Annotated in this window: 25 protein-coding genes and 1 tRNA gene; 13 read left to right on the top strand and 13 right to left on the bottom strand. The window is 70.3% G+C overall.

Translation table 11 applies throughout. The features are described from left to right. Genes ACM26Y_RS23090 through ACM26Y_RS23075 form a run of 4 tightly spaced genes read left to right on the top strand, consistent with a single transcriptional unit; the run spans nucleotide 1 to nucleotide 3,161 of the window. Nucleotides 1–1,095 carry a Rieske 2Fe-2S domain-containing protein gene (locus ACM26Y_RS23090; protein ID WP_054372036.1) on the top strand — a complete coding sequence of 365 codons (1,095 nt, stop codon included), beginning with the start codon at nucleotides 1–3 and terminating at the stop codon, nucleotides 1,093–1,095. After that, nucleotides 1,092–1,424: a hypothetical protein gene (locus ACM26Y_RS23085; RefSeq protein WP_040781011.1), complete on the top strand. Its 333-nt coding sequence runs from the start codon at nucleotides 1,092–1,094 to the stop codon at nucleotides 1,422–1,424. Before ACM26Y_RS23090 ends, ACM26Y_RS23085 begins: the two co-directional genes overlap by 4 nt. Then, nucleotides 1,421–1,825, top strand: coding sequence for a RidA family protein (locus ACM26Y_RS23080; protein WP_416062074.1), 405 nt, complete (start codon nucleotides 1,421–1,423; stop codon nucleotides 1,823–1,825). The genes ACM26Y_RS23085 and ACM26Y_RS23080 overlap by 4 nt, the downstream gene beginning before the upstream one ends. Before the next feature lie 52 nt (nucleotides 1,826–1,877). Continuing rightward, the gene (locus tag ACM26Y_RS23075) at nucleotides 1,878–3,161 is read left to right on the top strand and encodes an MFS transporter (RefSeq protein WP_054372038.1); all 1,284 of its coding nucleotides are present in this window, start codon (nucleotides 1,878–1,880) and stop codon (nucleotides 3,159–3,161) included. Between the two features lie 54 nt (nucleotides 3,162–3,215). On the opposite strand, the gene ACM26Y_RS23070 is transcribed toward ACM26Y_RS23075, so the two are convergent. The 6 genes from ACM26Y_RS23070 to pcaH are packed head-to-tail and all read right to left on the bottom strand — an operon-like array spanning nucleotide 3,216 to nucleotide 9,075. Then, nucleotides 3,216–4,427 carry an acetyl-CoA C-acetyltransferase gene (locus ACM26Y_RS23070; RefSeq protein WP_416062073.1) on the bottom strand — a complete coding sequence of 404 codons (1,212 nt, stop codon included), beginning with the start codon at nucleotides 4,425–4,427 and terminating at the stop codon, nucleotides 3,216–3,218. Nucleotides 4,428–4,455: 28 nt separating this feature from the next. Then, nucleotides 4,456–5,253 (bottom strand): IclR family transcriptional regulator, encoded by a 798-nt coding sequence (locus ACM26Y_RS23065; RefSeq protein ID WP_054372041.1) that lies wholly within the window; start codon nucleotides 5,251–5,253, stop codon nucleotides 4,456–4,458. Continuing rightward, on the bottom strand, nucleotides 5,250–6,416 hold the full coding sequence (gene pcaD / locus ACM26Y_RS23060; RefSeq protein ID WP_416062072.1) for a 3-oxoadipate enol-lactonase: 1,167 nt from the start codon (nucleotides 6,414–6,416) through the stop codon (nucleotides 5,250–5,252). Before pcaD ends, ACM26Y_RS23065 begins: the two co-directional genes overlap by 4 nt. After that, nucleotides 6,413–7,753 carry a lyase family protein gene (locus tag ACM26Y_RS23055; RefSeq protein WP_416062071.1) on the bottom strand — a complete coding sequence of 447 codons (1,341 nt, stop codon included), beginning with the start codon at nucleotides 7,751–7,753 and terminating at the stop codon, nucleotides 6,413–6,415. Before ACM26Y_RS23055 ends, pcaD begins: the two co-directional genes overlap by 4 nt. A gap of 13 nt (nucleotides 7,754–7,766) precedes the next feature. Beyond that, nucleotides 7,767–8,363: a protocatechuate 3,4-dioxygenase subunit alpha gene (gene pcaG, locus ACM26Y_RS23050; RefSeq protein ID WP_416062070.1), complete on the bottom strand. Its 597-nt coding sequence runs from the start codon at nucleotides 8,361–8,363 to the stop codon at nucleotides 7,767–7,769. Next, a complete protein-coding gene (gene pcaH / locus ACM26Y_RS23045; RefSeq protein ID WP_054372046.1) occupies nucleotides 8,356–9,075 on the bottom strand; it encodes a protocatechuate 3,4-dioxygenase subunit beta in 720 nt (239 codons plus the stop codon). Before pcaH ends, pcaG begins: the two co-directional genes overlap by 8 nt. Nucleotides 9,076–9,244: 169 nt before the next feature. Between pcaH and ACM26Y_RS23040 the strand changes: the two genes are divergently transcribed. Then, nucleotides 9,245–9,991, top strand: a complete 747-nt coding sequence (locus ACM26Y_RS23040; protein WP_003934486.1) for a CoA transferase subunit A — start codon at nucleotides 9,245–9,247, stop codon at nucleotides 9,989–9,991. Beyond that, nucleotides 9,988–10,641: a CoA transferase subunit B gene (locus ACM26Y_RS23035; RefSeq protein WP_003934485.1), complete on the top strand. Its 654-nt coding sequence runs from the start codon at nucleotides 9,988–9,990 to the stop codon at nucleotides 10,639–10,641. The genes ACM26Y_RS23040 and ACM26Y_RS23035 overlap by 4 nt, the downstream gene beginning before the upstream one ends. Nucleotides 10,642–10,722: 81 nt before the next feature. On the opposite strand, the gene ACM26Y_RS23030 is transcribed toward ACM26Y_RS23035, so the two are convergent. Next, nucleotides 10,723–11,340, bottom strand: coding sequence for a carboxymuconolactone decarboxylase family protein (locus ACM26Y_RS23030; RefSeq protein WP_416062069.1), 618 nt, complete (start codon nucleotides 11,338–11,340; stop codon nucleotides 10,723–10,725). A gap of 26 nt (nucleotides 11,341–11,366) precedes the next feature. Between ACM26Y_RS23030 and ACM26Y_RS23025 the strand changes: the two genes are divergently transcribed. After that, complete coding sequence (locus ACM26Y_RS23025; RefSeq protein ID WP_416062068.1) at nucleotides 11,367–11,870, top strand: MarR family winged helix-turn-helix transcriptional regulator; 504 nt, start codon at nucleotides 11,367–11,369, stop codon at nucleotides 11,868–11,870. A gap of 106 nt (nucleotides 11,871–11,976) precedes the next feature. Then, a complete protein-coding gene (locus ACM26Y_RS23020) occupies nucleotides 11,977–12,528 on the top strand; it encodes a peroxidase-related enzyme (protein ID WP_416063739.1) in 552 nt (183 codons plus the stop codon). Nucleotides 12,529–12,532: 4 nt separating this feature from the next. Here the strand turns inward: ACM26Y_RS23020 and ACM26Y_RS23015 are convergent, their stop codons facing one another. The 4 genes from ACM26Y_RS23015 to ACM26Y_RS23000 form a co-directional block, all read right to left on the bottom strand. Further along, nucleotides 12,533–13,696 carry an AI-2E family transporter gene (locus ACM26Y_RS23015; RefSeq protein ID WP_416062067.1) on the bottom strand — a complete coding sequence of 388 codons (1,164 nt, stop codon included), beginning with the start codon at nucleotides 13,694–13,696 and terminating at the stop codon, nucleotides 12,533–12,535. A gap of 204 nt (nucleotides 13,697–13,900) precedes the next feature. Continuing rightward, a tRNA-Met gene (locus ACM26Y_RS23010) sits at nucleotides 13,901–13,977 on the bottom strand. 12 nt (nucleotides 13,978–13,989) lie between these two features. Then, nucleotides 13,990–14,742, bottom strand: a complete 753-nt coding sequence (locus tag ACM26Y_RS23005) for a FadR/GntR family transcriptional regulator (RefSeq protein ID WP_416062066.1) — start codon at nucleotides 14,740–14,742, stop codon at nucleotides 13,990–13,992. 106 nt (nucleotides 14,743–14,848) lie between these two features. Then, entirely contained in the window at nucleotides 14,849–16,516 is a 1,668-nt protein-coding gene (locus ACM26Y_RS23000; RefSeq protein WP_003934479.1) for an L-lactate permease, read from the bottom strand. Nucleotides 16,517–16,703: 187 nt separating this feature from the next. On the opposite strand from ACM26Y_RS23000, the gene ACM26Y_RS22995 reads away from it, so the two are divergent. From ACM26Y_RS22995 to ACM26Y_RS22980, 4 genes are read left to right on the top strand one after another with little or no spacing between them, the layout of a single operon-like run. Further along, nucleotides 16,704–17,468 carry a (Fe-S)-binding protein gene (locus ACM26Y_RS22995; protein ID WP_003934478.1) on the top strand — a complete coding sequence of 255 codons (765 nt, stop codon included), beginning with the start codon at nucleotides 16,704–16,706 and terminating at the stop codon, nucleotides 17,466–17,468. Further along, entirely contained in the window at nucleotides 17,465–18,967 is a 1,503-nt protein-coding gene (locus ACM26Y_RS22990; RefSeq protein ID WP_371383796.1) for a LutB/LldF family L-lactate oxidation iron-sulfur protein, read from the top strand. Before ACM26Y_RS22995 ends, ACM26Y_RS22990 begins: the two co-directional genes overlap by 4 nt. Further along, on the top strand, nucleotides 18,964–19,587 hold the full coding sequence (locus ACM26Y_RS22985; RefSeq protein WP_416062065.1) for a LutC/YkgG family protein: 624 nt from the start codon (nucleotides 18,964–18,966) through the stop codon (nucleotides 19,585–19,587). Before ACM26Y_RS22990 ends, ACM26Y_RS22985 begins: the two co-directional genes overlap by 4 nt. Beyond that, nucleotides 19,584–19,835, top strand: a complete 252-nt coding sequence (locus tag ACM26Y_RS22980; RefSeq protein ID WP_003934475.1) for a WhiB family transcriptional regulator — start codon at nucleotides 19,584–19,586, stop codon at nucleotides 19,833–19,835. The genes ACM26Y_RS22985 and ACM26Y_RS22980 overlap by 4 nt, the downstream gene beginning before the upstream one ends. 140 nt (nucleotides 19,836–19,975) lie before the next feature. Here the strand turns inward: ACM26Y_RS22980 and ACM26Y_RS22975 are convergent, their stop codons facing one another. Together ACM26Y_RS22975 and ACM26Y_RS22970 are read right to left on the bottom strand one after the other, a co-directional pair. Further along, nucleotides 19,976–21,601: an FAD-dependent monooxygenase gene (locus ACM26Y_RS22975; protein WP_371383794.1), complete on the bottom strand. Its 1,626-nt coding sequence runs from the start codon at nucleotides 21,599–21,601 to the stop codon at nucleotides 19,976–19,978. Between the two features lie 28 nt (nucleotides 21,602–21,629). Further along, nucleotides 21,630–22,592 (bottom strand): MBL fold metallo-hydrolase, encoded by a 963-nt coding sequence (locus tag ACM26Y_RS22970; RefSeq protein ID WP_289377421.1) that lies wholly within the window; start codon nucleotides 22,590–22,592, stop codon nucleotides 21,630–21,632. A gap of 125 nt (nucleotides 22,593–22,717) precedes the next feature. Here ACM26Y_RS22970 and ACM26Y_RS22965 point away from each other — a divergent pair, with 125 nt between their 5' ends. Then, nucleotides 22,718–23,257 carry a MarR family winged helix-turn-helix transcriptional regulator gene (locus ACM26Y_RS22965; RefSeq protein WP_054372057.1) on the top strand — a complete coding sequence of 180 codons (540 nt, stop codon included), beginning with the start codon at nucleotides 22,718–22,720 and terminating at the stop codon, nucleotides 23,255–23,257. Nucleotides 23,258–23,268: the final 11 nt, after the last annotated feature.

The raw sequence follows: 23,268 nt of genomic DNA, 5'->3' as shown, positions 1-23,268 counted from the left end.
ATGACCACCTTCGAGACCACACAGACCACCACCGGCGGCCCGCGCCCGGCCGGACCCCGATTCGCCGTCGGCACCCGTCGGCCGATGGATGCCGACGAGATCGCCGCGACCGGCCTGCGCGACCGCTGGTACCCGATCCTGCCGTCGCGCATGGTCGAACCGGGCGCCATGGTCAAGGTCACCCGCCTCGGCGTGGACTGGCTGCTGTTCCGCGACGCGCGGGGCGCGGTCCACATGCTCGAGGACCGGTGCCCGCACCGCAGCGCCCCGCTGTCCGTCGGGCAGCATCTCGGTGACCGCGTCGCCTGCCTGTACCACGGCGTGCAGGTCGACGGCACCGGCACCGTCGTCTCCGTGCCCGGCATGCCCGGGTGCGCGCTCGAGGGCAAGCGCGCCACCGCGTCGCTGTCGGTGGTCGAAGCCGCCGACACGATCTTCGCGTTCGTGCCCCTGACCCACGACTCCGTCCCCACCCCGTTCGTGCTGCCGGACCGGCTCGCGGACGACGAGGTGTCGTGGTTCCCGAACTACGCGGAGTGGGCCGGGCCGTGGCGGTTCTACATGGACAACGTGCTCGACCCGATGCACGGGGCGTTCCTGCACCGCAATTCGCACTCGATGTTCGGCGGCGACACGTCGGCGCGGTTCCGGATCCGTGAGACCGACCGCGGGTTCTTCTTCGAGAAGACCGACCAGCGCGGCGTGAACTTCGACTGGGTCGAGTTCGTGCGCGGATCGATGGACTACGTGGACCTCGAGATCCCGTACGCCCCCAACGCCGGTCCCGGCGGGGTGTTCGGCATCGTCGGGATGTGCACCCCGATCGACCGGGACCACTCCGCCATCTTCCACTGGCGCACCCGGCGGGTGTCGGGCTGGGAACGGGAGGCGTGGCGCTTCCTGTACCGGACCCGGCTCGAGGAACGGCACTGGGAGGTCCTCGAACAGGACCGGGCCGTCCTCGAGGCGCTGGCCGCGGACGCCGACGTCGAGGAACACCTCTACCAGCACGACCTCGGTGTCTCCCGGATCCGCCGGATCTACCGGGCCGACGCGAAGCAGCAGGCGGCCGTGCTCGCAGGAGTGCCGGCATGAGTGGCGGGACCCTGATGCTCACCGTCGTCCTGCGGCACGACCAGAGCCGGAACCTCGAACAGTTGCAGGGCCGGCTCGACGACGCGGACTGGTGGCACGGGTTCCCGCCCGAGGGATGCGAGGTCGTCTCGTGGGTCGTCGCGATGGGGATCGGACAGATCGTGACCCTGCGGCTGCCCGCCGATCGGCTGGCCGCCGTCAACGTCGAACTCGAACGTCGCGCGTGGGGGGTGTTCCACACCGAGTGCTATCCGACCTACGACTTCGTGCCGGTACGGGAGCGGCTGACCCGCGAATCCGACGCTCGTCGCGGCGCGGTGCTCCGATGAGCCGGGTCGGCCACCCCACCGTTCCGGAACCCCCGCGTCCGGGCATGTTCAGCAACGCCCGGGTCGTCGGCCGGCACTTTTTCGTCTCCGGCATGCACGCCGGCACCCCCGACGGTCCCGTCGGCGGCGGCGACGTCTACCGGCAGGCGCGGGAGGCGTTCCGGCGCACCCGCCTCCTGGTCGAAGCCTGCGGGGCGCAGGTCGACGACATCCTCGCCCTGCGGATCTATGTCACGGACATCGCGGACAAGGCCGCCGTCGGGCGGGCCCGCGCGGAGGTGTTCCGCGGCGACTTCCCGTGCTCGACCCTGGTCGAGGTGTCGGCCCTGGTCGAGGCCGGCCTCGGTGTCGAGGTCGAAGCACAGGGAATCATCTCAGCGACCGCGACGGCGGACGCGTAATCTTCCTTTTCGACGCCCTTGGTAGGGCATCGACCGACCCGAGGACGCCACCATGCGCGGAACCGACAGCACACCGTCCCTCACCCGAACCGACGAGGCCTCGCCCAACTGGCTGGTTCTCGTCCTGACCTTCGTCGCCGTCGTCCTCGACGGCTACGACACGATCGCCCTGGGACTGTCGGTCCCGGCACTGGCGAAGGACTGGGGCGTCGCCCCGTCCCACTTCACCCCCGCGCTGTCGCTGACCAGCGTCGGCGTCGCCCTGGGCTATCTGGCCTGCGGCCGCCTCGTCGCCCGGTTCGGTGCCCGCCGCGTCGTGCTGGCGGCCGTGGTGGTGTTCACCGTCGGTTCGCTGCTGACGGCGTTCGCGTCGACGATCACCGAACTGACCGCCCTGCGGGTGCTCACCGGACTCGGTCTCGGCGCGGTACTGCCCGCCGCGGTGTCGCACGCGACGGCGCTCAACCCGCCCCGGCTGCGGCAGTCCATCGCGGTGTTCGTCACGATGGGCATCTCGCTCGGTGCGCTGCTCGCCGGTCTGGTCGGCACGCGCCTGATCGCCGCGTTCGGCTGGGAGTCGGTGTTCCTCGCCGGCGCCGCCGCATCCGCCGTCCTGCTGCCGCTGCTGTGGATCGGACTGCCCGACGGGCGCGCCGCCGCCGGTGAGCCCGCACCGGATGCCACCTCGTCGGCGGCGCGGCAGGCCTCCGTCGCGCGCCTGTTCGATCCCGGCCTGCGGAGCCGCACGCTGCTGCTGTGGGGCTTCTCGTTCCTGATGTTCACCGTGTTCTACGTCTTCTCGTCGTGGCTGCCGACGCTGCTGACGAGCTACGGGTTCTCGACGAGCCTCGCGCCGCTGGGGTCGGCGGCGCTCGGTATCGGCAGCATCGTCGGCGCGGCGGTCCTGATGATCGGTGCGCTGCGGTTCCGGATGCCGTCGGTGCTCGTGGTCACGACGTCGCTGGCGATCGTCTTCCTCGTCGTGTCCGCCTTCCTCGGCGCCGACAAGGTGCTGCTGCTGATCGTCTTCGGTGGAGTGGGGCTCGGCATCCAGGCGGGCATGATCGGCCAGACCGCACTGTCGGTCTCGATGTACCCGCAGGCCACCGCGACGACGGCGGTGGGCTGGTCGGCGTCGATGGGCCGGCTCGGTTCCGTGGTCGGCCCCGTCCTGGGCGGCGCACTGATCGGCCTGGGCGTTCCCACCGGCACCATCGTCCTCGTGGCCTGCGTCCCGGTCCTCGTCGCTCTGGTCCTCATCGCGGTGCTCGGCCGGATCACCGCACCGAACGCGCTCTCGACGACGGAACCGGCCGCTGTGCCCGCCCGCCGCTGACGCGACCGGTGTGTCCTTCGGGCTGCCCTGGCAGCCCGAAGGACACACCGGGGGCTACGCCACCTTTTCGAACACCGCGGCCAGGCCCTGACCGCCGCCGATGCACATCGTCTCGAGGCCGTAGCGACCCCCGCGACGGTCCAGTTCGCGCAGCAGCGTCGCGAGGATCCGGCCGCCGGTCGCGCCGACCGGATGGCCGAGGGAGATGCCGGAGCCGTTGGGGTTGAGGCGGGCGTCGTCGGGCTCGAGGCCCCAGCTGCGGGTCACGGCGAGGGCCTGCGCGGCGAACGCCTCGTTGAGCTCGATCACGTCCATGTCGGCCAGGGTCAGGCCGAGCCGGCCGAGGGCTTTCTCCGTGGCCGGGACCGGGCCGATGCCCATGGTGCGCGGCGGCACTCCCGCCACCGCCCAGCTCGCCAGGCGGGCCAGCGGACGCAGTCCCAGCTGGGCGGCCTTCTCGGCGGTGGTGACGATCGCGACGGCCGCACCGTCGTTCTGGCCGCTGGCGTTGCCGGCGGTGACGGTCGACTCCGGATCGATCTTGACGCGGATCGGGCGCAGCTTGGCGAGCGATTCGACGCTGGTGTCGGCGCGGGGGTGCTCGTCGGTGTCGACGACGAGCGGCTCGCCCTTGCGCTGCGGCACCGCCACGGGAACGATCTCCTGCGCGAAGACGCCGTTCTTCTGCGCGGCGACGGCGCGCTGGTGCGACTGCACCGCCAGAGCGTCCTGGTCCGCGCGGCTGATGGAGAACTCGGCCCGCAGGTTCTCGGCGGTCTCGATCATGCCGCCGGGCACCGGGAAGTCCCGGCCGCCGGCGGTGACCCGCGCCCGGGCCAGCCGATCGGACAGGGCCACGGCCTCGCCCTTGACGCCCCACCGCATGCCGGTGGCGTAGAACTCGGCCTGGCTCATCGACTCGGCGCCACCGGCGAGGATCAGGTCGCTGCCGCCGGACTGGACCTGCATGACGGCCTGCAGGATCGCCTGCAGGCCGGAGCCGCAGCGACGGTCGACCTGCAGTCCCGGAACCTCCACACCCAGACCGGCGTTCAGTGCGGCGACGCGACCGAGCGCGGGAGCTTCGCCGTTGGGTGAGGCCTGACCGAGGATCACGTCGTCGACGTCGGTGCCGGCGAGGCCGGTGCGGGCGACGAGCTCGCGGATCACGGTGGCGGCCAGATCTTCCGGCGCGACGTCCTTCAGGACGCCGCCGAAGCGGCCGACGGGGGTACGGAGGGGTTCGCAGATCACGACGTCGCGCATGGCACTTCCTTGTCGGGGAATCGGGGGGTCAGTGGTTCTGGGTCCGGGCCAGGTCGGCCGAGATCGCCGCCGCGGTGTCGACGACAGCGGGCACGAGGTCGCTGTGGACGGCGTCGAGGCTGTAGCGGGCGGCCTGGGTGGAGATGTTCACGGCCGCGACGACGGCACCCGAGGCGTCGCGGATGGGTGCGGCCAGCGACCGCAGGCCCTCCTCGAGCTCCTGGTCGACGATGCAGTAGCCGTCCCGCCGGATCCGGTCGAGTTCGGCGCGCAGGTCGTCGGGAGTGACGAGGGTCCGCGACGTGAGGGGCTCGAGCGTCGCGGTGGCGAGGTAGGCGTCGAGGTCGGCGGGGGACAGGCCGGCCAGCAGCACCCGGCCCATCGACGTGGCGTGCGCCGGGAAGCGGGTGCCGATGGTGATGGAGACGGTCATGATGCGGCTGACCGGCACCCGCGCGACGTACACGACGTCGCCGCCGTCGAGCACGGACACCGACGTCGACTCGTGGACCTTCTGGGCGAGCGCCTCGAGGTGCGGGCGGGCGACGTCCGGCAGCGTCAGGCTCGACAGGTAGCTGTAGCCGAGTTCGAGCACGCGCGGCGTCAGCCAGAACTGGGAGCCGTCCGTACGTACGTACCCGAGCTCGACCAGGGTGAGCAGGAACCGTCGCGCGGTGGCCCGAGTCAGGTCCGTGGCCTTGGCGACCTCGCTGAGGGTGCGGCGCGGATGCTCGGCGTCGAATGCCTTGATGACGGACAGGCCGCGCGCGAGCGACTGCACGTAGTCCGGCGATGCCGCGATCGGTTCGCCGTCGGTCATCGTCATGCGGTGCTCCCCTCGCCGTCTGCGAGTGCCTGCCTACCGAGCGCGAAGGCCCGGTTGCTGTTCGGCACTCCCGCGTAGATCGCGGTGTGCAGGAATACTTCCACGAGCTCGTCGGGGTCCACACCGGCGCGCAGCGCGGCCCGGATGTGCATGTCGAGTTCGTGGTCGTTGCCGACGGCGGTGAGGATCGCCAGCGTCAGCAGCCGGCGGGTGTGGTGGTCCAGGCCCGGCCGGGACCAGATGTCGCCCCACGCGGTGCGGGTGATGAAGTCCTGGAACGGCCGGGTGAACTCGGTGGCCGACGCCACGGCCCGGTCTACGTGGGCGTCGCCGAGGACCGCGCGTCGCACCCGCATGCCCTGCTCGAACGCGGCGGTGCGCTGCGCACCGGCGGGCGTCGCACGGGTGATGTGCTCGCGGACGAGCGCGGTGATCCGGCCGGCCTGCTCGACGTTGGCCAGGTGCGCGCCCGGGCCGACGACGTGGAAGTCGGCGTCGGCGACGCCGTCGGCGATGAGTTGCATGGTGTCCGGCGGGGTGGCCGGATCCTGCTCGCCGGCGACGACGAGGGTGGGCGCGACGATGCGGGCCAGGTCGGGGCGCCCGTCCCACGTCGCGAGCGCCTCGCAACAGGCGGCGTAGCCCTCGTCGCTCGTGCCGGAGACCATCTGGACGTGCCGTGCGACGAGTTCCGGGTCGCGCTCGGCGAGTTCGGGGGTGAACCAGCGGCCGACGATCGACTCGGCGATCGATGCCAGGCCGTCGGTGCGGACGGTGGCGGCGCGGTCGAGCCACGGCTGGGGCGGGGCGAACGCGGCGGACGTGCACAGCAGCGTGAGGGTGCGGATGCGCTCGGGACGGTGCGCGGCGAGCCACTGGCCGACGGCACCGCCGAGCGACAGGCCCACGAAGTGCACCGAGTCGAGGCCGAGGGAATCGAGGAGCGCGACGACGTCGCCGCCGAGATCGGCCACCGTGTAGGGCCCGTCCACGACGGGTGACTTGCCGTGCCCGCGGTGGTCGACGGCGACGACGTTCGCGATCGGGGACAGCGCGGTGATCTGCGGCGTCCACATCGACAGGTCGGAGCCGAGGGAGCCGAGCAGCACGACCGGCGGGGCCGAGGGGTCGCCGTACTGTTCGTAGTTGAGCGTGACGGTCATGCTTGTCCTCCGAGGAGCCGGTCGTGGTGGGCGAGGGCACGGTCGACGAGATCGCCGGCGTGGCCGAGGTAGCGGGTGGGGTCCAGCAGGGTGCGAACCCGATCGGCACCGAGGTGTCCGGTGATCGCCGGGTCGTGGTCGAGCGGGGTGCCGGCCTGTGCGGCGGCGGTGACGAGGTCGCGGGCATCGTCGGTGTGCTGAGCCAGGGCGGCGGTGACCTTCTCGGCGAGGATCGCGCCGCCCGTGCGGTCGAGGTTGCGGGCGAGTGCGTCCGGGTGGACGTGCAGTCCGCCGATGCTGGTCGAAAGCTGATGTGCTGCACCACCGGTCAGGCGAAGCAGGTCGGTGAGCGGCTCCCATTCGGCGTGCCACGCGCCCGCGGCGCGGGCGAATTCGTGGTCGGTCGATGCGAGCACGGTCGCGACCAGGCCGGGTACCCGGCGGGCGGCGGCGCGTGCGGTGATCGCGGCGACCGGGTTGCGCTTGTGCGGCATCGCCGACGATCCGCCGGGCGCGTCCTCGCTCACCTCGCCGAACTCGGTGGCGGCCATGAGCACGACGTCGGTGGCGGGTTTGGCGACGGCACCTGCGGCGACGCCGAGCGCCGTCGCGAGCCGGGTGATCGGGGTGCGGGCGGTGTGCCACGGCACGAGGGGCCGAGCGAGGCCGAGCAGGTCGGCGAGGGTGTCCGCGAACGCGAGTCCGTCGGGGTGCACGGCCGCGAGAGTTCCTGCCGCCCCGCCGTACTGGACCGGCAGGGCGCTCAGAGCGCGGTCCAGTTCGAAGGTGGCGTCGTCGAGTGCGACGAGCCACGTCGCGGCGAGGGCACCGAAGGTGGTGGGCAGCGCCTGCTGGCCGAGGGTGCGCGCGACCGTGGGGGTGTCACGGTGCCGCCGGGCCAGGTGCGCCGCGGCGTCGGCGGCGGCGCGTAGCTCGGCGACGACGTGCCGGCCGGCCTCGCGGGCGAGCAGCATGAGCGCGGAGTCGAGCACGTCCTGGCTGGTGGCTCCGACGTGCACCGCGGCGGCGGGGACGCCGGCGCGCTCCCGCAGGATCTTCACCAGCGGGATCACCGGGTTGCCCCCGGCCGCCGAGAGCCGGCCCAGTTCGGCCGGGTCCAGCTCGCGGGCGAGGTCCTCGGCCGCGACGGCGACGCCGGCGACGTCGGCGGGGGTTGCCCGACCGTGCTTCTCGGCGGCGCGGGTGATCGCCACCTCCACCTCGAGCAGGGCGGTGATCCAGGCCCGGTCGGACAGCAGCGGTGCGAGGTCGCCGGCGCCGAACACGGGGTCGAAGAGGGCACCGCGGGTGGGGTCGGACTGCGCCGGCACGGTCAAGGCACGCTCCCGTCTAGATCGCGAAGAACGGTGTCTCCACACCGTTCGGATCGAGGTCCTGAACGTACACGGTCCAGGTGTACCCGTCGTCGGACTTCTCGGCGATCAGCTTGCGCCGCTGCGCTTCCGGCAGCGCGGTGAGCACCGGGTCGGTCGCGTGCGCGGCGAGGTCCTCGGGGAAGTACAGGCGGGTGTAGAGACGATCGAGCATGCCGCGGGCGAAGATCCCGACGTTCAGGTGCGGTGCCTCGTCGGCGTCCGTGTCGGACTCGTGGGCGCCGGGCTTGATCGTGTGGACGGTGGCGGTGCCGGTCTCGTCGGCGGCGCTGCGGGCGAAGCCGCGGAAACCGTCGGTGCCGAACCGGCCGTCGGCGTCGGCCTGCCAGGTCTCGACCATCGCGTCGGCGATCGGCGTACGGTCGCCGTCGATCACGGTGATCCGCACGGTGATCCGGCCCGGGGTGTCGGCGGGGACGACGTTCTCGCCGTCGGCGCCCCAGTCGAGGCCGATCTTCCAGTACGGGCCGACGGTCTGCGACGGCGTCGGGCCGAACGGGGCCGTGCTCTGGTCACCGGCGGTGACGGGGTAACGAGGAGCGAACTCACTCATCGTCGTCCTCCTCGTTCTCGAAGGGGGTGGCCTCGCGGCCGCGCAGGACGATGTCGAAGCGGAACCCGAGGGCCCAGTTGTCGACGGTGGCGTCGTAGTCGAAGACGCTGACCATGCGGTGCCGTGCCTCGGCGGGCACCGAGTTGTAGATCGGGTCCTGGAAGAACATCGGGTCGTCGGGGAAGTACATCTGGGTGACGAGCCGCTGGGTGAACGCCGTGCCGAACAGCGAGAAGTGGATGTGGGCGGGGCGCCACGCGTTGTGGTGGTTGCGCCACGGGTAGGCGCCGGGCTTGACGGTGGTGAACCGGTAATTGCCCTGGGCGTCGGTGACGCACCGGCCGACGCCGTCGAAGTGCGGGTCGAGCGGGGCGGGCCAGTTGTCGTTCACGTGCCGGTACCGGCCGGCGGCGTTGGCCTGCCACACCTCGACCAGCGCGTGGGGCACCGGCTTGCCGTCGCCGTCGAGAACCCGGCCGTGCACGATGATGCGCTGCCCGGCGGCTTCGCCTCCGTGGGCGAGGGTCAGGTCGGCGTCGCCCTCCTGGACGCGGTCCTCGCCGAAGACGGGTCCGGTGAGTTCGCCGAGCCGCTGCGGGATCAACGTCAGCGGCTGGGCCGGGCGGCGCAGCGCGGTGGTCCGGTAGTCGGGGAAGTCCAGCGGCGGGTGTGCGCCTTCGGGGCGCGCAAAGCGGGGCGGCAGATGAAGCATGAGACCTCGGTGTTCGGCGCGTGTTCGCGATATGGACGGAGGGACGCTATGCGTACAAGGCTAGTGGCTCCCTCGGTACGAATCAATATTCCAAAATGAAACAGTATCGAAATGGTTCGTATGACGGACGAGGGTTCACATTCCGCACGACTATCGCTATCGTAGAGGCATGGACAAAGTCGTTGCCACCGCCGCCGAGGCCGTAGCCGACATCCCGAACGGCGTCACCATCGCCGTGGGTGGATTCGGCCTGGTCGGCGTCCCGGAAATCCTCATCAACGCGCTGCTCGAACAGGGCGCCACCGACCTCGAGACGGTCAGCAACAACTGCGGCACCGACGGCTTCGGCCTCGGCGTGCTGCTGGAGAAGGGGCGCATCCGCCGCACCATCTCCTCCTACGTCGGCTCCAACAAGGAGTTCGCCCGCCAGTACCTCGCCGGCGAGCTCGAGGTGGAACTGACCCCGCAGGGCACCCTCGCCGAGCGGCTGCGCGCCGGGGGTGCGGGTATCCCCGCGTTCTTCACCCCGGCGGGCGTCGGCACCCAGGTCGAGGAGGGCGGGCTTCCGCTGCGCTACGACGGCAACGGCGGCATCGCGGTCGCGTCGCCTCCGAAGGAGGTCCGCGAGTTCGACGGCGAGACCTATGTCATGGAGCGCGGAATCGTCGCCGACTACGCCCTGGTCCACGCCTGGAAGGGCGACCGGCACGGCAACCTCGTCTATCGCGCGAGCGCCCGCAACTTCAACCCGCCCGCCGCCACGTCGGGCCGCATCACCATCGCGCAGGTCGAGCACCTCGTCGAACCGGGCGAGCTCGACCCCAACGAGATCCACACCCCCGGCATCCACGTCCAGCGCGTCGTGCCCGTCGGACCTGTCACTGTCGGCATCGAGAATCGGACGGTTCGTTCATGACCCAGACCGCCACCACCGTGAAGAAGCTGACCCGCGAGCAGATGGCCGCGCGTGTGGCCCGGGAACTCTCGGACGGGCAGTACGTCAACCTCGGCATCGGCATGCCGACCCTGGTGCCCAACTACCTCGACCCGGGCGTCGAGGTCATCCTGCACTCGGAGAACGGCGTGCTCGGCGTCGGCCCGTACCCGACCGAGGACGAGCTCGATCCCGAACTGATCAACGCCGGTAAGGAAACCATCACCACCATCCCCGGCGCGTCGTTCTTCGACTCGGCGCAGTCGTTCGGGATGATCCGCGGCGGCCAGATCGACGTCGCCGTCCTCGGCGCGATGCAGGTCTCCGCCAAGGGCGACATCGCCAACTGGATGATTCCCGGCGCGATGGTCAAGGGCATGGGTGGTGCGATGGACCTCGTCCACGGTGCCAAGCGCGTCATCGTGATGATGGAACACGTCACGAAGAAGGGTGACCCGAAGATCTTCGACGAGTGCACCCTGCCCCTCACGGGCAAGCGCTGCGTCCAGCGGATCATCACCGACATGGCCGTCATCGACGTCACCGACGAGGGCCTGAAGCTCGTCGAGACCGCGCCCGGCGTGAGCGTCGACGACGTCGTCGCCGCGACGGCCGCGACCCTTCTCGTCTGACCTCACCGTCCCCGAAAGTCTCACGGGCCGAACACCCTACGGGCCGAACACCCTACGGGCCGAACACCTACGGGCCGAATGTCACACCGCGTCGATCTGACCGACCGAATGTGACATTCGGCCCGTCGGCGTCGGCGTGGGAGCGGGAGCGGGGTGCCACGCGAACGGGGCGAGCGGCGGGTCCAGTTCGGCACCGGTGAGGCGGTTGGCGAGCGTCGAGAGGGTGAAGGTGCCGACGCCGAGGACGACGTCGAGTGCATGGCGGGTGGTGAAGCCGGCGGCGGTGAACGTGGCCCATCGGTCGGCCGGGACCGCGCCCGCCGAGTCGATTACGGCGAGGGTGAAAGTCCGCAGGGCCTCGAGTCGCGGATCGGTGAGCGGCCGGCCGGCCCGCAGGGCGTCGACGAGGTGGCCCGGCGCGCCCATCCGTGTCAGCGCGGCGGTGTGCAGTGCGACGCAGACGTGGCATTCGTTGCGCGTGGCGATCGTCAGCACCAGCACCTCGCGCTCGAGTTCGTCGAGGCTGCTGCGCTCGAACAGCGCGCCGGCGCGGGTGAAGGCGGACAGCAGTTCGGGGGATTCCGCCATGAGCGCCACGGCTGCCGGCACGTAGCCGAACTTCTGCTCGATCGCTGCCATGGTGGACCGCGACGCCGGGGGTGCGGTCTCGGGTCGATGGTGGAGGAATGCTGTGGACACGGGTGGCCTCCGATACGATAGACAACGTGGTTGACGAAATAGTAAACCGAGTTGTCGAAACGGCGCAAGACCCGACCCCGGGCTACGAATTACCTCTTCTCCTGTTCGCCGGATTCCGTTCGCTCGTCGACGCACTGCATCGACGGCTGGCCGAGGAGGGTCACCCGGACGTGCGGCCGGCCCACGGCTTCGCGATGCAGGCCGTCGGGGCGACCGGCGCGTCGGCGAGCGAGATCGGACGCCGCCTCGGCGTCTCCAAGCAAGCCGCCGGCAAGACAGTCGACCGGCTCGAGCGTCTCGGTTACCTTCGGCGCGAGCCGGATCCGTCGGACGCGCGGGCGCGGATCGTCGTGCTCACCGACCGTGGCCTCGACTGCCTGCGGCGGTCGGCGGTGATCTTCGACGACCTGCGGGCGGAGTGGGGACGCACGCTCGGCGCGGACCGGCTCGAGCGCCTGGAGGGCGACCTGCGCGCCGTCACGCGCGGTCAGGACGTCCGGCTCGACGCGCAGGCGTGGTTCGACCGGTAGTCGTGCCGCGAGCCGGGCGATCTGGACAACTCGGTTAACAGCGATTAACTTCGAGGTTCGTTGTCGCGACGGACCAGGAGGCCCCGTGAGTACGCGCTTTCCCGCCATGGAACTGAAGGACCTGCCCGAGGACATCGCCACCCGGGTGCTCGAAGTGCAGGAGAAGTCGGGCTTCGTGCCCAACGTGTTCCTCACCTTCGCGCGACGTCCCGCGGAATGGCGAGCCTTCTTCGCCTACCACGACGCGATCATGTTGCGCGAGGACTCCGGCCTGACCAAGGGTGACCGCGAGATGATCGTGACGACGATCTCCGCCGCCAACAACTGCCTGTACTGCGTCGTCGCGCACGGGGCGATCCTGCGGATCTACGAAAAGCAGCCGACCGTGGCGGACCAGGTGGCGATCAACTACCGCACCGCGGACATCACTGCGCGTCAGCGCGCGATGCTCGACTTCGCCACCAAGGTCAACGAGCGGGCGTACGAGATCGACGACGCGGACTTCGAGGCTCTGCACGCACACGGCTTCACGGACGAGGACGCCTGGGACATCGCCTCCGTCACCGCGTTCTTCGGTCTGAGCAACAGGATGGCCGGTGTCGCCGGCATGATGCCCAATCCGGAGTTCTACCTGATGGGCCGGATCCCCCGGGCGTAGCCGCTCAGCGGTCGCCCGGTTCGGGGCCGGGCGCGGCGTCGTCCGAGTCGCCGGTGTCGCCGGTGTCGCCGGTGTCGACGGTGTCGACGACGAGTTCGTAGCGCCGGCCGTACGTTTCCACCAGAGCCTGGAGGACAGCGACGACCGGGACCGACACCAGCGCGCCGATCGCACCGAACAGCGACGCCCCCACGATCACCGATCCGAACGCGACGGCCGGATGGATCGACACGGTCTTCGACGTGATGCGCGGGTGCAGGACGTAGTTCTCGACCTGCTGGTAGGCCGTGCCGAACAGCACCACCCACAACCCGTCGATCGGCTGGTTGGCCGCGGCGATGATCGCGGGCAGCGCGATCGCCAGGTACGTCCCGAGGGTGGGCACGAACTGCGAGACGATCCCGGTCCACAACGCGAGCGGCAGCCAGTACGGCACGCCGATGATCATGAGGAAGATGCCGGTGCCCACGGCGCTGATCGCACCGAGGATGAGGCGGGAGACGACGTACCCACCGGCCTTCTCGACGGAGATCTCCCACACGGTCGAGATGACTCGTTGCTGCCGGGCCGGGAACCAACTCGAGATCGTGCGGCGCATCGCCGGGCCCTCGGCCGACATGTAGAACACGAACAGCAGCATCGTCATGGCTTGGAAGACCACGCCCACCACCGACGACACCACGCCCAGCACGCCGGGGGTGAACCGCTGGACCAGGTCGCGCACCGTCTCGGGGGTCAGCCGCAGCAGTTCCGGGCCCGTGGTGAAGTTCGTGTCGAAGACACGGTTGGCCCACTCGGTGACCGCGGTCAGCGCGTCCGGCAAGGCTTTCAGCAACTGGCCCAGCTGTTCGGCGAGCAACGTCCCGAACAGAGCGACGAATCCGACGGCGAACGCCAGTAGTCCGAACAGCACCAATCCGGTGGCCGCTCCCCGGCGCAGGCCGTAACGCTCGAGCCGGTCGACGACGGGCTCGAGCGTGATGCTCAGCAGCCATGCGAGAAACAGCAGTCCGAGGAAGCCGCGCAGATTGTGGAACAGCCAACCGGACAGCTGGTAGGCGGCGACGGCAAGGAGGACGTACAGGATCGCCGGGCGAAGCCATTGTGGAGCCCGGGGTCCGTTGCGTTTGCGGTGTGCCGGCAGCGGGGCCGGCCCGTCCTCGCTCATCGCACTCTCCGCGGTCGCCCGACAGATCCGTTCACAGCCGGAATCTACCCGTCCGCGCCGCCCGGACAGAGCGAATGTATCGGTCGCCACCACTATCGAGACGGACGATGCCTTCGCTCGACGAGGCCGGGACGAGCGCGAGGCGAGCCGGACGAGGCCGATACGACGAAACCGGCCCGGACTCGTGAGAGTCCGGGCCGGCGGTGGTAGCGGGGACAGGATTTGAACCTGCGACCTCTGGGTTATGAGCCCAGCGAGCTACCGAGCTGCTCCACCCCGCGTTGCATCACCGACTATACACGAGGCGGAGAGTGCTCCGTTTCGGGGTCGTCCGGACGGGTGTGGTCACGCCCGAGGCTCTCCGCGTAGTAGCCGCGAATGTGATCGACGATGCGGGAACGGGCGAGGTCGGCGTCGCCGGCACGGACCGCCTCGAGCAGTCCCCGGTGCTCGCACCGCAGCCGGGCACACGTCGTGGGCCAGGTACCCAGCGGAGCGCCGGCGAGCACGTAGCTCTCGATGGAGTCGCGCAGTCCGGTCATCATCGCCGCGATCACCTGGTTCCCGGCTGCGTCCGCCATCGCGATGTGGAACCGGGCGTCGAGCACCAGGAACTCGTGGGCCGCGAGCTCGGCGTCGTCCATCGCGTCGAGCAGTTGCTCCGCGTGGGCAAGGTCGGGCGCCGGATCACTCTCGGCCAGGGCGCGCATCACCTCCGTCTCGAGGACGAGCCGGGTCCGGACCACGTCCGCTACCGGGAAGCTCTGCGCCGCCACCTGCATGCGCATGAGCATCGACATGCCCCCGGTCGGACGCGAGACGATCATCGCGCCCGCCGTGGGCCCGGATCCGGTCTGCGCGCTGAGCAACCCGAGTGCCTCCATGACGCGCAGGGCCTCCCGCACCGACGAGCGGCCCACGCCGAGATCGGCAGCCAGGATGCGCTCCCCGGGCAACCGCTGGCCGGGCGCGAGTTGTCCCGAGACCAGTTGCTGCTCGAGGTGGTTCAACACGGTCTCCCATGCGCGGGGCTCGGAGTGCGGCATGGTGTGAGCCTATGCCGGTCGCCGGACCCGAACGCCCGGCGGCCGGGCGCGCGACGGTCCGGCGTGCGGCAGAGCAGGCCCCGTGCCTGCCCGCCCGGGGGACGACTCACGGCAGCATCCACGACAGCACCGGAGTCGACTGGAGGTAGACCAGCACGCACAGCAGGGCCAGCATGCCGACGCTGTAGCCGACGACCTTGCGCAGCAGCAGCGGCTCGCTGCCCGGCCGGCCGACGGCGGTCGCCGCGATGGTGAGGTTCTGCGGGCTGATGAGCTTGCCCACGACACCACCCGAGGTGTTCGCCGCGACCAGCAGCGTCGGGTCGATGCCCGCGGCCTGTCCCGCGGTCTGCTGCAGCCGGGCGAACAGTGCGTTCGCGGAGGTGTCCGAACCGGTCACCGCGGTGCCCAGCCAGCCCAGGATCGGCGACAGCAACGCGAAGATCGCGCCGGTCCCGGCGAGCCACGTGCCGATGGCGACGGTCTGCCCGGAGTGGTTCATCACGTAGGCCAAGCCGAGTACCGTGGCCACGGTGGCGACGGAAAGCCGCATCTTCCACAGTGTCTCGGGAAAGGTGCTGAGGGTCAGGCGCAGGGTCATCGGGAACCGGCCGCCGCCGCTGAACACCGTGTACACGATGCCGACGACGATGCCCGAGAACAGCAGGAGAGTGCCGGGATTCGACAACCACGGCAGTGTGTAGATCGCGCCGGTCGACGGATCGCCGCTCGCGGTGAGCAGATTCCCGTACAAGCCCGGCCATTCGATTTTGATGTCGGTGCTCGCCAGCCACTTCGGCACGTCCACGCCGAGCGTCCACAGCTTGGCGATCCCGAACACGACGATCACGAGCAGGTACGGGAACAGCGCCATCGCCGTGCGCGCGGCACCGATCGGTTCCGCGGTCACGTGCGAGTGCTGGTCGTCGGGGGTGCTCGGCCGCCAGAAGCGCAGCATGACCACGGCTGCGGCGAGGCCGACGAGAGAGGCGACGACGTCGGTGAGCTCGTACGAGAAGTGGCTCGAACACCAGTACTGCGCGATCGCGAACGCGAAGCCGGTGACCAGCGCAATCGGCCACACCTGACGGACGCCGCGCCGGCCGTCGACCAGCAAGAGCAACAGGATCGGCACGAACCAGGCGAGCACCGGCGTCTGCCGGCCGACGACGGCAGCGATCTCGGTCGCCGGGATACCGGTGAGGTTTCCGGCGGTGGTGATCGGAATTGCCATGGCGCCGAATGCGACCGGGGCGGTGTTCGCGACGAGTACGGTGACTGCGGCGCGGATCGGCGGCATGCCGATCGCGATGAGCATCGCACCGGTGATGGCGACCGGTGCCCCGAAACCGGCGAGCGCCTCGAGCATTCCGCCGAAGCAGAAAGCGATGAGCATCGCCTGGATGCGCATGTCGCCGTGGCCGACGGAGTTGAACACGTGCCGTAGGTCTTCGAAACGTCCACTGACGACGGTGAGTTCGTAGAACCAGATCGCGGTGACGACGATCCACATGACCGGGAACAGGCCGAACGTGAAGCCCTGCAGGGCGGACAGGCCGGCCAGCGGCGCCGGCATGCCGAAGCCGACGACGGCGACGACGAGGGCCACGGCGAGCGCACCGAGTCCGGAGTACCAGGCCTTGAGTTTGAGGCCGGCGAGGAGCACGAAGAAGGTCAGGAGGGGGACCAGGCCCAGCAGAGCCGTCGCGGTGAGGTTGCCGGCGACGGCGGTGGTCGACGGTGTGTACGTCACCGCGAGCAGTTCGGTTTCCACATGAAACTCCAGGTTTGCGCCGCGGACCGCGACGGGATCTGTGGTCAGACCACAGGACCGTACACCATGACCTCGGTCACAATCCAGGGCCGTAGGGGATTCGGAAGAAAATCGGACAGGGGGTGACGCAGGGCACCTACCATGGGTTACTGTGGTCTGACCACATACACCCGATGCGGAGATCCACATGCGAATCGCCCTGTTCGCGACGTGCCTCGGGGACACGATGTTCCCCGACGCCGTCTCGGCCACCGCCCTCCTCCTCACGCGGCTCGGCCACGACGTCGTCTTCCCCGACGGCCAGACCTGCTGCGGTCAGATGCACGTCAACACCGGCTACCAGCCCGACGCGTTGCCGCTCGTCGAGAACTACGCCGATGCCTTCGGCGACAACGGCATCGACGCGATCGTCGCCCCGTCCGGATCCTGCGTCGGGTCCGTACGGCACCAGCACGAGATCGTCGCCGGTCGCTACGGTTCGCCGGCGCTGTGCAGCCGCGTCGACGAGGTGAAAGCCAAGACGTACGAACTCTCCGAGTTCCTCGTCGACGTCCTCGGGGTCACCGACGTCGGGGCCTACTTCCCGCACCGCGTGACCTACCACCCCACCTGCCATTCGCTGCGCATGCTGCGGGTGGGAGACAAGCCGCTGCAGCTGCTGCGCGCCGTCCGCGAGATCGACCTCGTGGAACTGCCCGAGGCCGACGCCTGCTGCGGATTCGGCGGCACGTTCGCGCTCAAGAATGCCGAGACTTCCACGGCGATGCTCGGGGACAAGCTGCGCAACGTCACGTCGACGGCCGCCGAGTACTGCAGCGCCGGCGATTCGTCGTGCCTCATGCACATCGGCGGCGGACTGTCGCGTCTGCGCACCGGAACCCGCACCATCCACCTCGCCGAGATCCTCGCCGCGGTCGAACCGGCCGTCTCCCCGAAGGGAGTGCCCGCGTGACCGCTCTCGGCATGCCGCCCTTTCCTCCGCGCGGCTCCGGAAATCTGCGGGGTGCCGTGACGTTTCCTGCCGCGGCGCACGAGGAACTCGCAAACACCCAGCTGCGCCGCAACATCGGCAAGGCCACCCACACCATCCGGGCCAAGCGCCTGAGCGTGACCGGTGAGCTCCCCGACTGGGAGCAGCTGCGCGACGCCGGCGCTGCTGTCAAGACCGACGTGCTGAACCGGCTGCCGGAGCTGCTCATCCAGTTCGAGGCCGCGGTGACCGCCCGTGGCGGCGTCGTGCACTGGGCGGCCGACGCCGCCGAGGCCAATTCCCTCGTCGCCGAGCTTGTCCGCGCGACGGGCTCCGACGAGGTCATCAAGGTCAAATCGATGGCCACGCAGGAGATCGGGCTCAACGAGCACCTCGAGGAGCAGGGTATCGCGACCTACGAGACCGACCTCGCCGAACTGATCGTCCAACTGGGGCACGACAAGCCCTCGCACATCCTCGTTCCCGCCATCCACCGCAACCGGGCCGAGATCCGTGAGATCTTCCTGCGCGAGATGCCGGGCGTCGATCCCGACCTGGACGACAATCCGCGGCATCTCGCGGCTGCGGCCCGGAAGTTCCTGCGCCACAAGTTCATGACCGTGCCGGTCGCGGTCTCGGGTGCGAACTTCGGAATCGCCGACACCGGCACGCTCGCGGTCGTCGAATCCGAGGGCAACGGCCGCATGTGCCTGACACTGCCCCAGACCCTGATCACCGTGATGGGCATCGAGAAGTTGCTGCCCACCTACCGGGACCTCGAGGTGTTCCTGCAGCTGCTGCCCCGCTCGTCCACGGGCGAGCGGATGAACCCGTACACGTCGATGTGGACCGGCGTGACCCCCGGCGACGGTCCGCAGGAGTTCCATCTCGTGCTGCTCGACAACGGGCGCACCGCCGCGCTCGCCGACGAAGTGGGACGTGAGGCGCTGCACTGTATCCGGTGCTCGGCGTGCCTGAATGTGTGCCCGGTGTACGAGCGCACCGGCGGCCACGCCTACGGCTCGACGTACCCCGGGCCGATCGGGGCCGTGCTCAGCCCGCAGCTCGCCGGGATGGATGCCCCTGGGGATCCGAACGCGACCCTGCCGTTCGCCTCGAGCCTGTGCGGGGCGTGCTACGACGCGTGCCCCGTCAAGATCGACATCCCGTCGCTGCTCGTCGAACTGCGACACCAGAAGGTCGAGCACGCGTCGTTCGGAATCGAGGCGGCCGCGATGAAGGCGGCCTCCCTGGCGATGTCGTCGTCGCGTCGCTGGACGGCGGCGCAGAAGGCGGCGGGACTCGGCCGGCTCCTGGCCGGGAAGAAGGGGAAGATCACCTCGCTGCCGGGCCCGCTCGCCGGCTGGACGGAAGCCCGTGACATCCCGGCGCCGCCCAAACAGACCTTCCGGCAATGGTGGAACTCCGACGAGGGACGTGCCGCGCTGGCGCAGGCGCGCGAGAAGGGACGGCAGCAGTGAGCACCCGCGACGTGATCCTCGGCCGGATCCGCGACGCCCGGACACTTGCCCCACCGGTACCGGTGCAGGTGCCGCGGGACTACCGCACCGGGCGCACCCTGCCGGACGCGCAGCGGCGGGAACTGCTCGTGGACCGGCTCGTCGACTACAAGGCGCACGTGCACGAGTGCGTGCCGGCCGAGCTTCCCGGCGTGCTCGCCCGGGTGCTGACCGAGCACGGCGTGCGCCGTGTGGGGGTTCCCGCGGGATTGGATCGGTCGTGGCTCGCACGGTTCGACGGCGACGTGGTGGTGGACTCGTCCGAGATCCCCGCACCGGACCTCGGCGGCCTCGACGGCGTCGTCACCGCCTCCGCGGTCACGTGTGCCGAGACGGGCACCATCTTCCTCGACGGCGAGCCCGACCAGGGCCGGCGTGCGCTGACCCTCGTGCCGGACCTGCACGTGTGCGTCGTGCCCCTCGCCGACGTCGAAGTGGGGGTGCCGGAGACGCTGATGCGCCTGGTGCCGGAACGCCCCACCACCATGATCAGCGGCCCCTCCGCGACGTCCGACATCGAACTCGAACGGGTCGAGGGGGTGCACGGGCCACGGACCCTGATCGTGGTGATCGTCGGATGACCGCCACCCGCACCCGGCCGGGGTTCGGGTGGCAGTTCCGCGGCAGTTGCCGCTCCCTCGGCGAGTTCTACTTCTTCGCCCCGGACGGTGAGGACCCTGTCCTGCGGCGCCGGCGTGAGGCAGCTGCGAAACGGATCTGCTCGAGCTGCCCGGTGCTGACGGAGTGCCGGACCCACGCGGTCCTCGGCCGCGAGCGGCACGGCGTGTGGGGCGGGCTGTCGGAGCGGGAGCGCCGCCCCGGGTGGTGACGGCGAGGCGCTCCCGCTCCGCTGGGCCGGGAGCGCCTCGCGGCCGTCTCACCCCACGGCCGCGAGCGGCCTCATCCCACGGCCGCGAGCGGCCTCATCCCACGGCCGCGAGCGGCCTCACCCCACGGCTGCGAGCGGCCTCACCCCACGGCCGCGAGCGGCGTCGCAGTCCGGCCGGCGGCAGCCTGGACGGCGGCGACCAGAGCCTCGGGGTCCGTGCCGTCGACGACGGCGGCGATGTGGGCGTCGGGCCGGATCACCCACACCTCGTGCGGCGCTGCGGACAGACTCTCGGCGAGCGCTGCGCTCGGGTCGAGATCGTCGATGCCGTGGATGCGCACCGGCGCTCGGGTTGCGCCCAGCGCGAGCGTGCGCACCGACTCCGGGTCCACGGCGCTGCCGTGCAGGAGCAGGAATCCCTCGCGCGCCAGCGCCCGCAGCCGCACGGCCCGCCCGGCGCGGACCGGCATGTCCGGCAGCAGGACGCCCGGAACCGGTTGCGGAGCGACACCCTTGGCGGGTCGCCCGGTGAAGGGCCGGGTCGGGTCCGGGGTGGTCAGCGGCGAGTCGACGTACCAGAACGGCTCGGCGAGGCGACCCGAGTCGACCTGGGCGCGCGCGTCCGGGTCGCCGGCTGCGGCGCCGAGGATCCGGACGCGGCGCGCACGCAGCTCGTCGGTCTGCGGCACCAGGAAGTCCATCGTCGCGGAGGTGACCTCGATGTTCTCCAGGGCCGCGGCGCGGCGCTCCGTGTCGTAGGTGTCCAGGAGCGACTCGTCGGCCCAGCCGCGCAGCACGAAGGCGAGCTTCCACGCGGCGTTCTCGGCGTCGCCGACACCGGAGTTCAGGCCGCGGGCCCCGAAGGGGGAGACGAGATGCGCGCAGTCACCGGCGACGAGGACCCGGCCGACGCGCATCCGGTCGACGAGCCGAGCGTGGAAGCGGTACACAGACTTCCACACGATCTCGTAGTCGAGATCGTTGCCGATGATCTGCCGGATGCGGCGGTCGAGAGCACCCGAGGCGGCCTCGGCGTCGAGGTCGTAGTCGCCGGGGACCTGCCAGTCGATCCGGAACGTCGAGTCGGGGCACGGATGGATGAGCACCTGGCGTCCGGGGTTCCACTCCGGATCGAAGTAGAACCGGCGTTCGTGTGCCCAGTCGGGGATGTCGGTCTTGATGTCGCAGATGAGGAACTTGTCGTCGAACGTGCGTCCTGCGAAATCCAGACCGAGGTGCCTGCGGAACGCGTCGGCCCGGGCTCCCATCGTCGCGACAGCGTAGTCGACCGGCACGACGGCCGGGCCGTCCGCCGTTGTGCACAGCACGCGTACGCCGGCCTCGTCCTGGTCGATGCCGTCGACGTGATGCCCCCAGCGGACCTCGATCAGCGGTTCGGCCGCGATGCGCTCGTCGAGGAGTTCCTCGGTGCGGGCCTGGGAGATGTTCACGAACGGCGGGAACGCCGAGCGGCCGTTGTCGACGAACGGCTGGGTGAACAACTTCTCGTTGCGGTAGAAGGTGCTTGCGGTGTCCCAGGTGACGCCTTCGGCGGCGACCTGCTCGCCGACCCCTACCGCCGCCCACACCTCGAGCACGTCACGCTGCTGGCAGATCGCCTTCGACCCGATCGGGTCGCGCTCCGGGCGGCCGTCGAGGACGATCACCCGGATGCCCCACCGGGCGAGCAGCAGAGCCGTGGTCTGACCGACGGGCCCGTTACCGAGCACCGCAACGGTGCCGTTGTGAATATTGCGCGCTGTCATCATCTTTCCCTCTCGTGCCGTGGCAGGCTCAGCCCTGCAGCTGGGCCCACACCTCGCGGTCGCGTTCCGCGGTCCAGATCACGGGGCGTTCGATGCCGGCCAGCTCGTCCCACACACGGGAGACGTCGAAGGGCAGGCAGTGCTCGAAGATCGGCCAGTGGCCGTACTGCTCGTGCAGGGCGGCGTGCGTGGCGTCGAAGGCCTCCTTCAGGGTGCCGCCGCGGCGCTGCACCGCTCCGACCTCGTCGAGCATCACCTGCAGGAAATGGCGGGTCTGCTCGATCGCGGCATCGACCGCGGCCCGGCCGTGGCTGACGGCGCCGCGTCCGCCGACCAACGCTTCGGCGCCGTACGCCTTGATCCGGTCGAGGGTGCCGGTGGACCAGTCGCGGTGGAAGGCGTCGCCGGTGTAGAGGGCAGCCTGGGCCTCGACGAGGTCACCGGCGAAGAGGATCTTCTGCTGCGGCAGCCACGCGACGAGGTCGCCTTCGGTGTGGCCGCGGCCGACGTGTTCGAGCACCAGTTCCCCACGGTCGCCGCCGAGGTCGATGGTCATGCGGTCCGCGAACGTCGCGGTGGGCCACGTCAGCCCGGGCACCGAGTCGGCGCCCTTGGCAAGTCGCGGCATCCGGCCGAATTCGGAGGCCCAGTCCTCGAGTCCGCGTTCGGCGATGAGCGCGGCGGTGGCCTCGTGCGCGACGATCGTCTGCGCATCGAATGCGGAGGCGCCGAGCACCCGCACCGCGTGGTAGTGCGAGAGCACCAGGTACCGGACGGGCTTGTCGGTGTGCTCGCGCAGCTTCGCCAGCCATTCGCGGGCCGCGACGGGAGTGGCGAGCGCCTCGAAGCAGACGAGGAAGTCTTCGCCCTCGATGGCTCCGAGATTGGGATCGCCCTCGGCGGTGAGGGCGTACACGCCGTCGGCGAGAACTTCCAGAGTCTGCGTCTTCTCGCCCAGATCGGCGGAAGAGGCGAAGGACAGTGAGGTCATGTGGAACCACCTTTGATCAAAGGTTTGAATAAAACTGGATCCAATGTAAGTGGCGTCACACCGAATGTGCAAGCCTTTGACCACTTCGTGCCCGTATCCGGGGTTGTCGCCTCTACGCTGGCAGCGTGACCGAGCCTGCCGAGAACGTCGACGACCTGGACTTTCTGAGCTTCGTGGACTTCGCCGTGCGCAAGACGACGCGGGTCATGCCGGAGGTGGACCCGCAGGCGATGCGACTCGTCCTCGAGCTGACTCGCGTTGCCAGCGCCCTCGTCTACGACCTCGAGTCCAGCGTCCATCGCCCCCAGGGTTGGAGCTGGCCGGGGTTCCGGGTGTTGTTCATGCTCTGGCTCTCCGGGCCGAGCGACGCAAAGCGTGTCGCCAAGCTCTCCGGAATGAGCCGCGCTGCGGTGTCCGCCCTGGTCAACACCCTCGAGCGGGACGGCCTGGTGACGCGGCGGCGTGCGGAGCACGACCGTCGTGCGGTCGAGCTGGCTCTGACCGAAGCCGGCGTCGACGCCATCACCAGCACGTATGCCGCGCACAACAGGCGCGAACAGACGTGGACCGGTGTCCTGAGCAAGCCCGAGCAGACGATCCTGATCGGTTTGCTGGAGAAGCTCGCAACCGCCGCGGACGAGTTGGAGATCCACACCCGCGACTGAGCCGCACCCGC

The organism is Rhodococcus indonesiensis (genome assembly GCF_047782815.1).
GTDB classification, from domain to species: domain Bacteria; phylum Actinomycetota; class Actinomycetes; order Mycobacteriales; family Mycobacteriaceae; genus Rhodococcus; species Rhodococcus indonesiensis.
This window is presented reverse-complemented; position numbering and strand designations above follow the sequence as displayed.

Excerpts from the sequence above, each read along its gene's own strand:
- ACM26Y_RS23090 (WP_054372036.1), top strand. The coding sequence starts at position 1 with ATGACCACCTTCGAGACCACACAGACCACCACCGGCGGCCCGCGCCCG.
- ACM26Y_RS22980 (WP_003934475.1), top strand. The coding sequence starts at position 19,584 with ATGACCGCCACCCGCACCCGGCCGGGGTTCGGGTGGCAGTTCCGCGGC.
- ACM26Y_RS23035 (WP_003934485.1), top strand. The coding sequence starts at position 9,988 with ATGACCCAGACCGCCACCACCGTGAAGAAGCTGACCCGCGAGCAGATG.
- ACM26Y_RS23015 (WP_416062067.1), bottom strand. The coding sequence starts at position 13,696 with ATGAGCGAGGACGGGCCGGCCCCGCTGCCGGCACACCGCAAACGCAAC.
- ACM26Y_RS23075 (WP_054372038.1), top strand. The coding sequence starts at position 1,878 with ATGCGCGGAACCGACAGCACACCGTCCCTCACCCGAACCGACGAGGCC.
- ACM26Y_RS23070 (WP_416062073.1), bottom strand. The coding sequence starts at position 4,427 with ATGCGCGACGTCGTGATCTGCGAACCCCTCCGTACCCCCGTCGGCCGC.
- ACM26Y_RS22970 (WP_289377421.1), bottom strand. The coding sequence starts at position 22,592 with ATGACCTCACTGTCCTTCGCCTCTTCCGCCGATCTGGGCGAGAAGACG.
- ACM26Y_RS22995 (WP_003934478.1), top strand. The coding sequence starts at position 16,704 with ATGCGAATCGCCCTGTTCGCGACGTGCCTCGGGGACACGATGTTCCCC.
- ACM26Y_RS22975 (WP_371383794.1), bottom strand. The coding sequence starts at position 21,601 with ATGACAGCGCGCAATATTCACAACGGCACCGTTGCGGTGCTCGGTAAC.
- ACM26Y_RS23065 (WP_054372041.1), bottom strand. The coding sequence starts at position 5,253 with ATGACGATGACCGACGGCGAACCGATCGCGGCATCGCCGGACTACGTG.
- pcaH (WP_054372046.1), bottom strand. The coding sequence starts at position 9,075 with ATGCTTCATCTGCCGCCCCGCTTTGCGCGCCCCGAAGGCGCACACCCG.
- ACM26Y_RS23080 (WP_416062074.1), top strand. The coding sequence starts at position 1,421 with ATGAGCCGGGTCGGCCACCCCACCGTTCCGGAACCCCCGCGTCCGGGC.
- ACM26Y_RS23020 (WP_416063739.1), top strand. The coding sequence starts at position 11,977 with ATGGAACTGAAGGACCTGCCCGAGGACATCGCCACCCGGGTGCTCGAA.
- ACM26Y_RS23085 (WP_040781011.1), top strand. The coding sequence starts at position 1,092 with ATGAGTGGCGGGACCCTGATGCTCACCGTCGTCCTGCGGCACGACCAG.
- ACM26Y_RS23005 (WP_416062066.1), bottom strand. The coding sequence starts at position 14,742 with ATGCCGCACTCCGAGCCCCGCGCATGGGAGACCGTGTTGAACCACCTC.
- ACM26Y_RS23040 (WP_003934486.1), top strand. The coding sequence starts at position 9,245 with ATGGACAAAGTCGTTGCCACCGCCGCCGAGGCCGTAGCCGACATCCCG.
- pcaD (WP_416062072.1), bottom strand. The coding sequence starts at position 6,416 with ATGACCGTCACGCTCAACTACGAACAGTACGGCGACCCCTCGGCCCCG.
- pcaG (WP_416062070.1), bottom strand. The coding sequence starts at position 8,363 with ATGAGTGAGTTCGCTCCTCGTTACCCCGTCACCGCCGGTGACCAGAGC.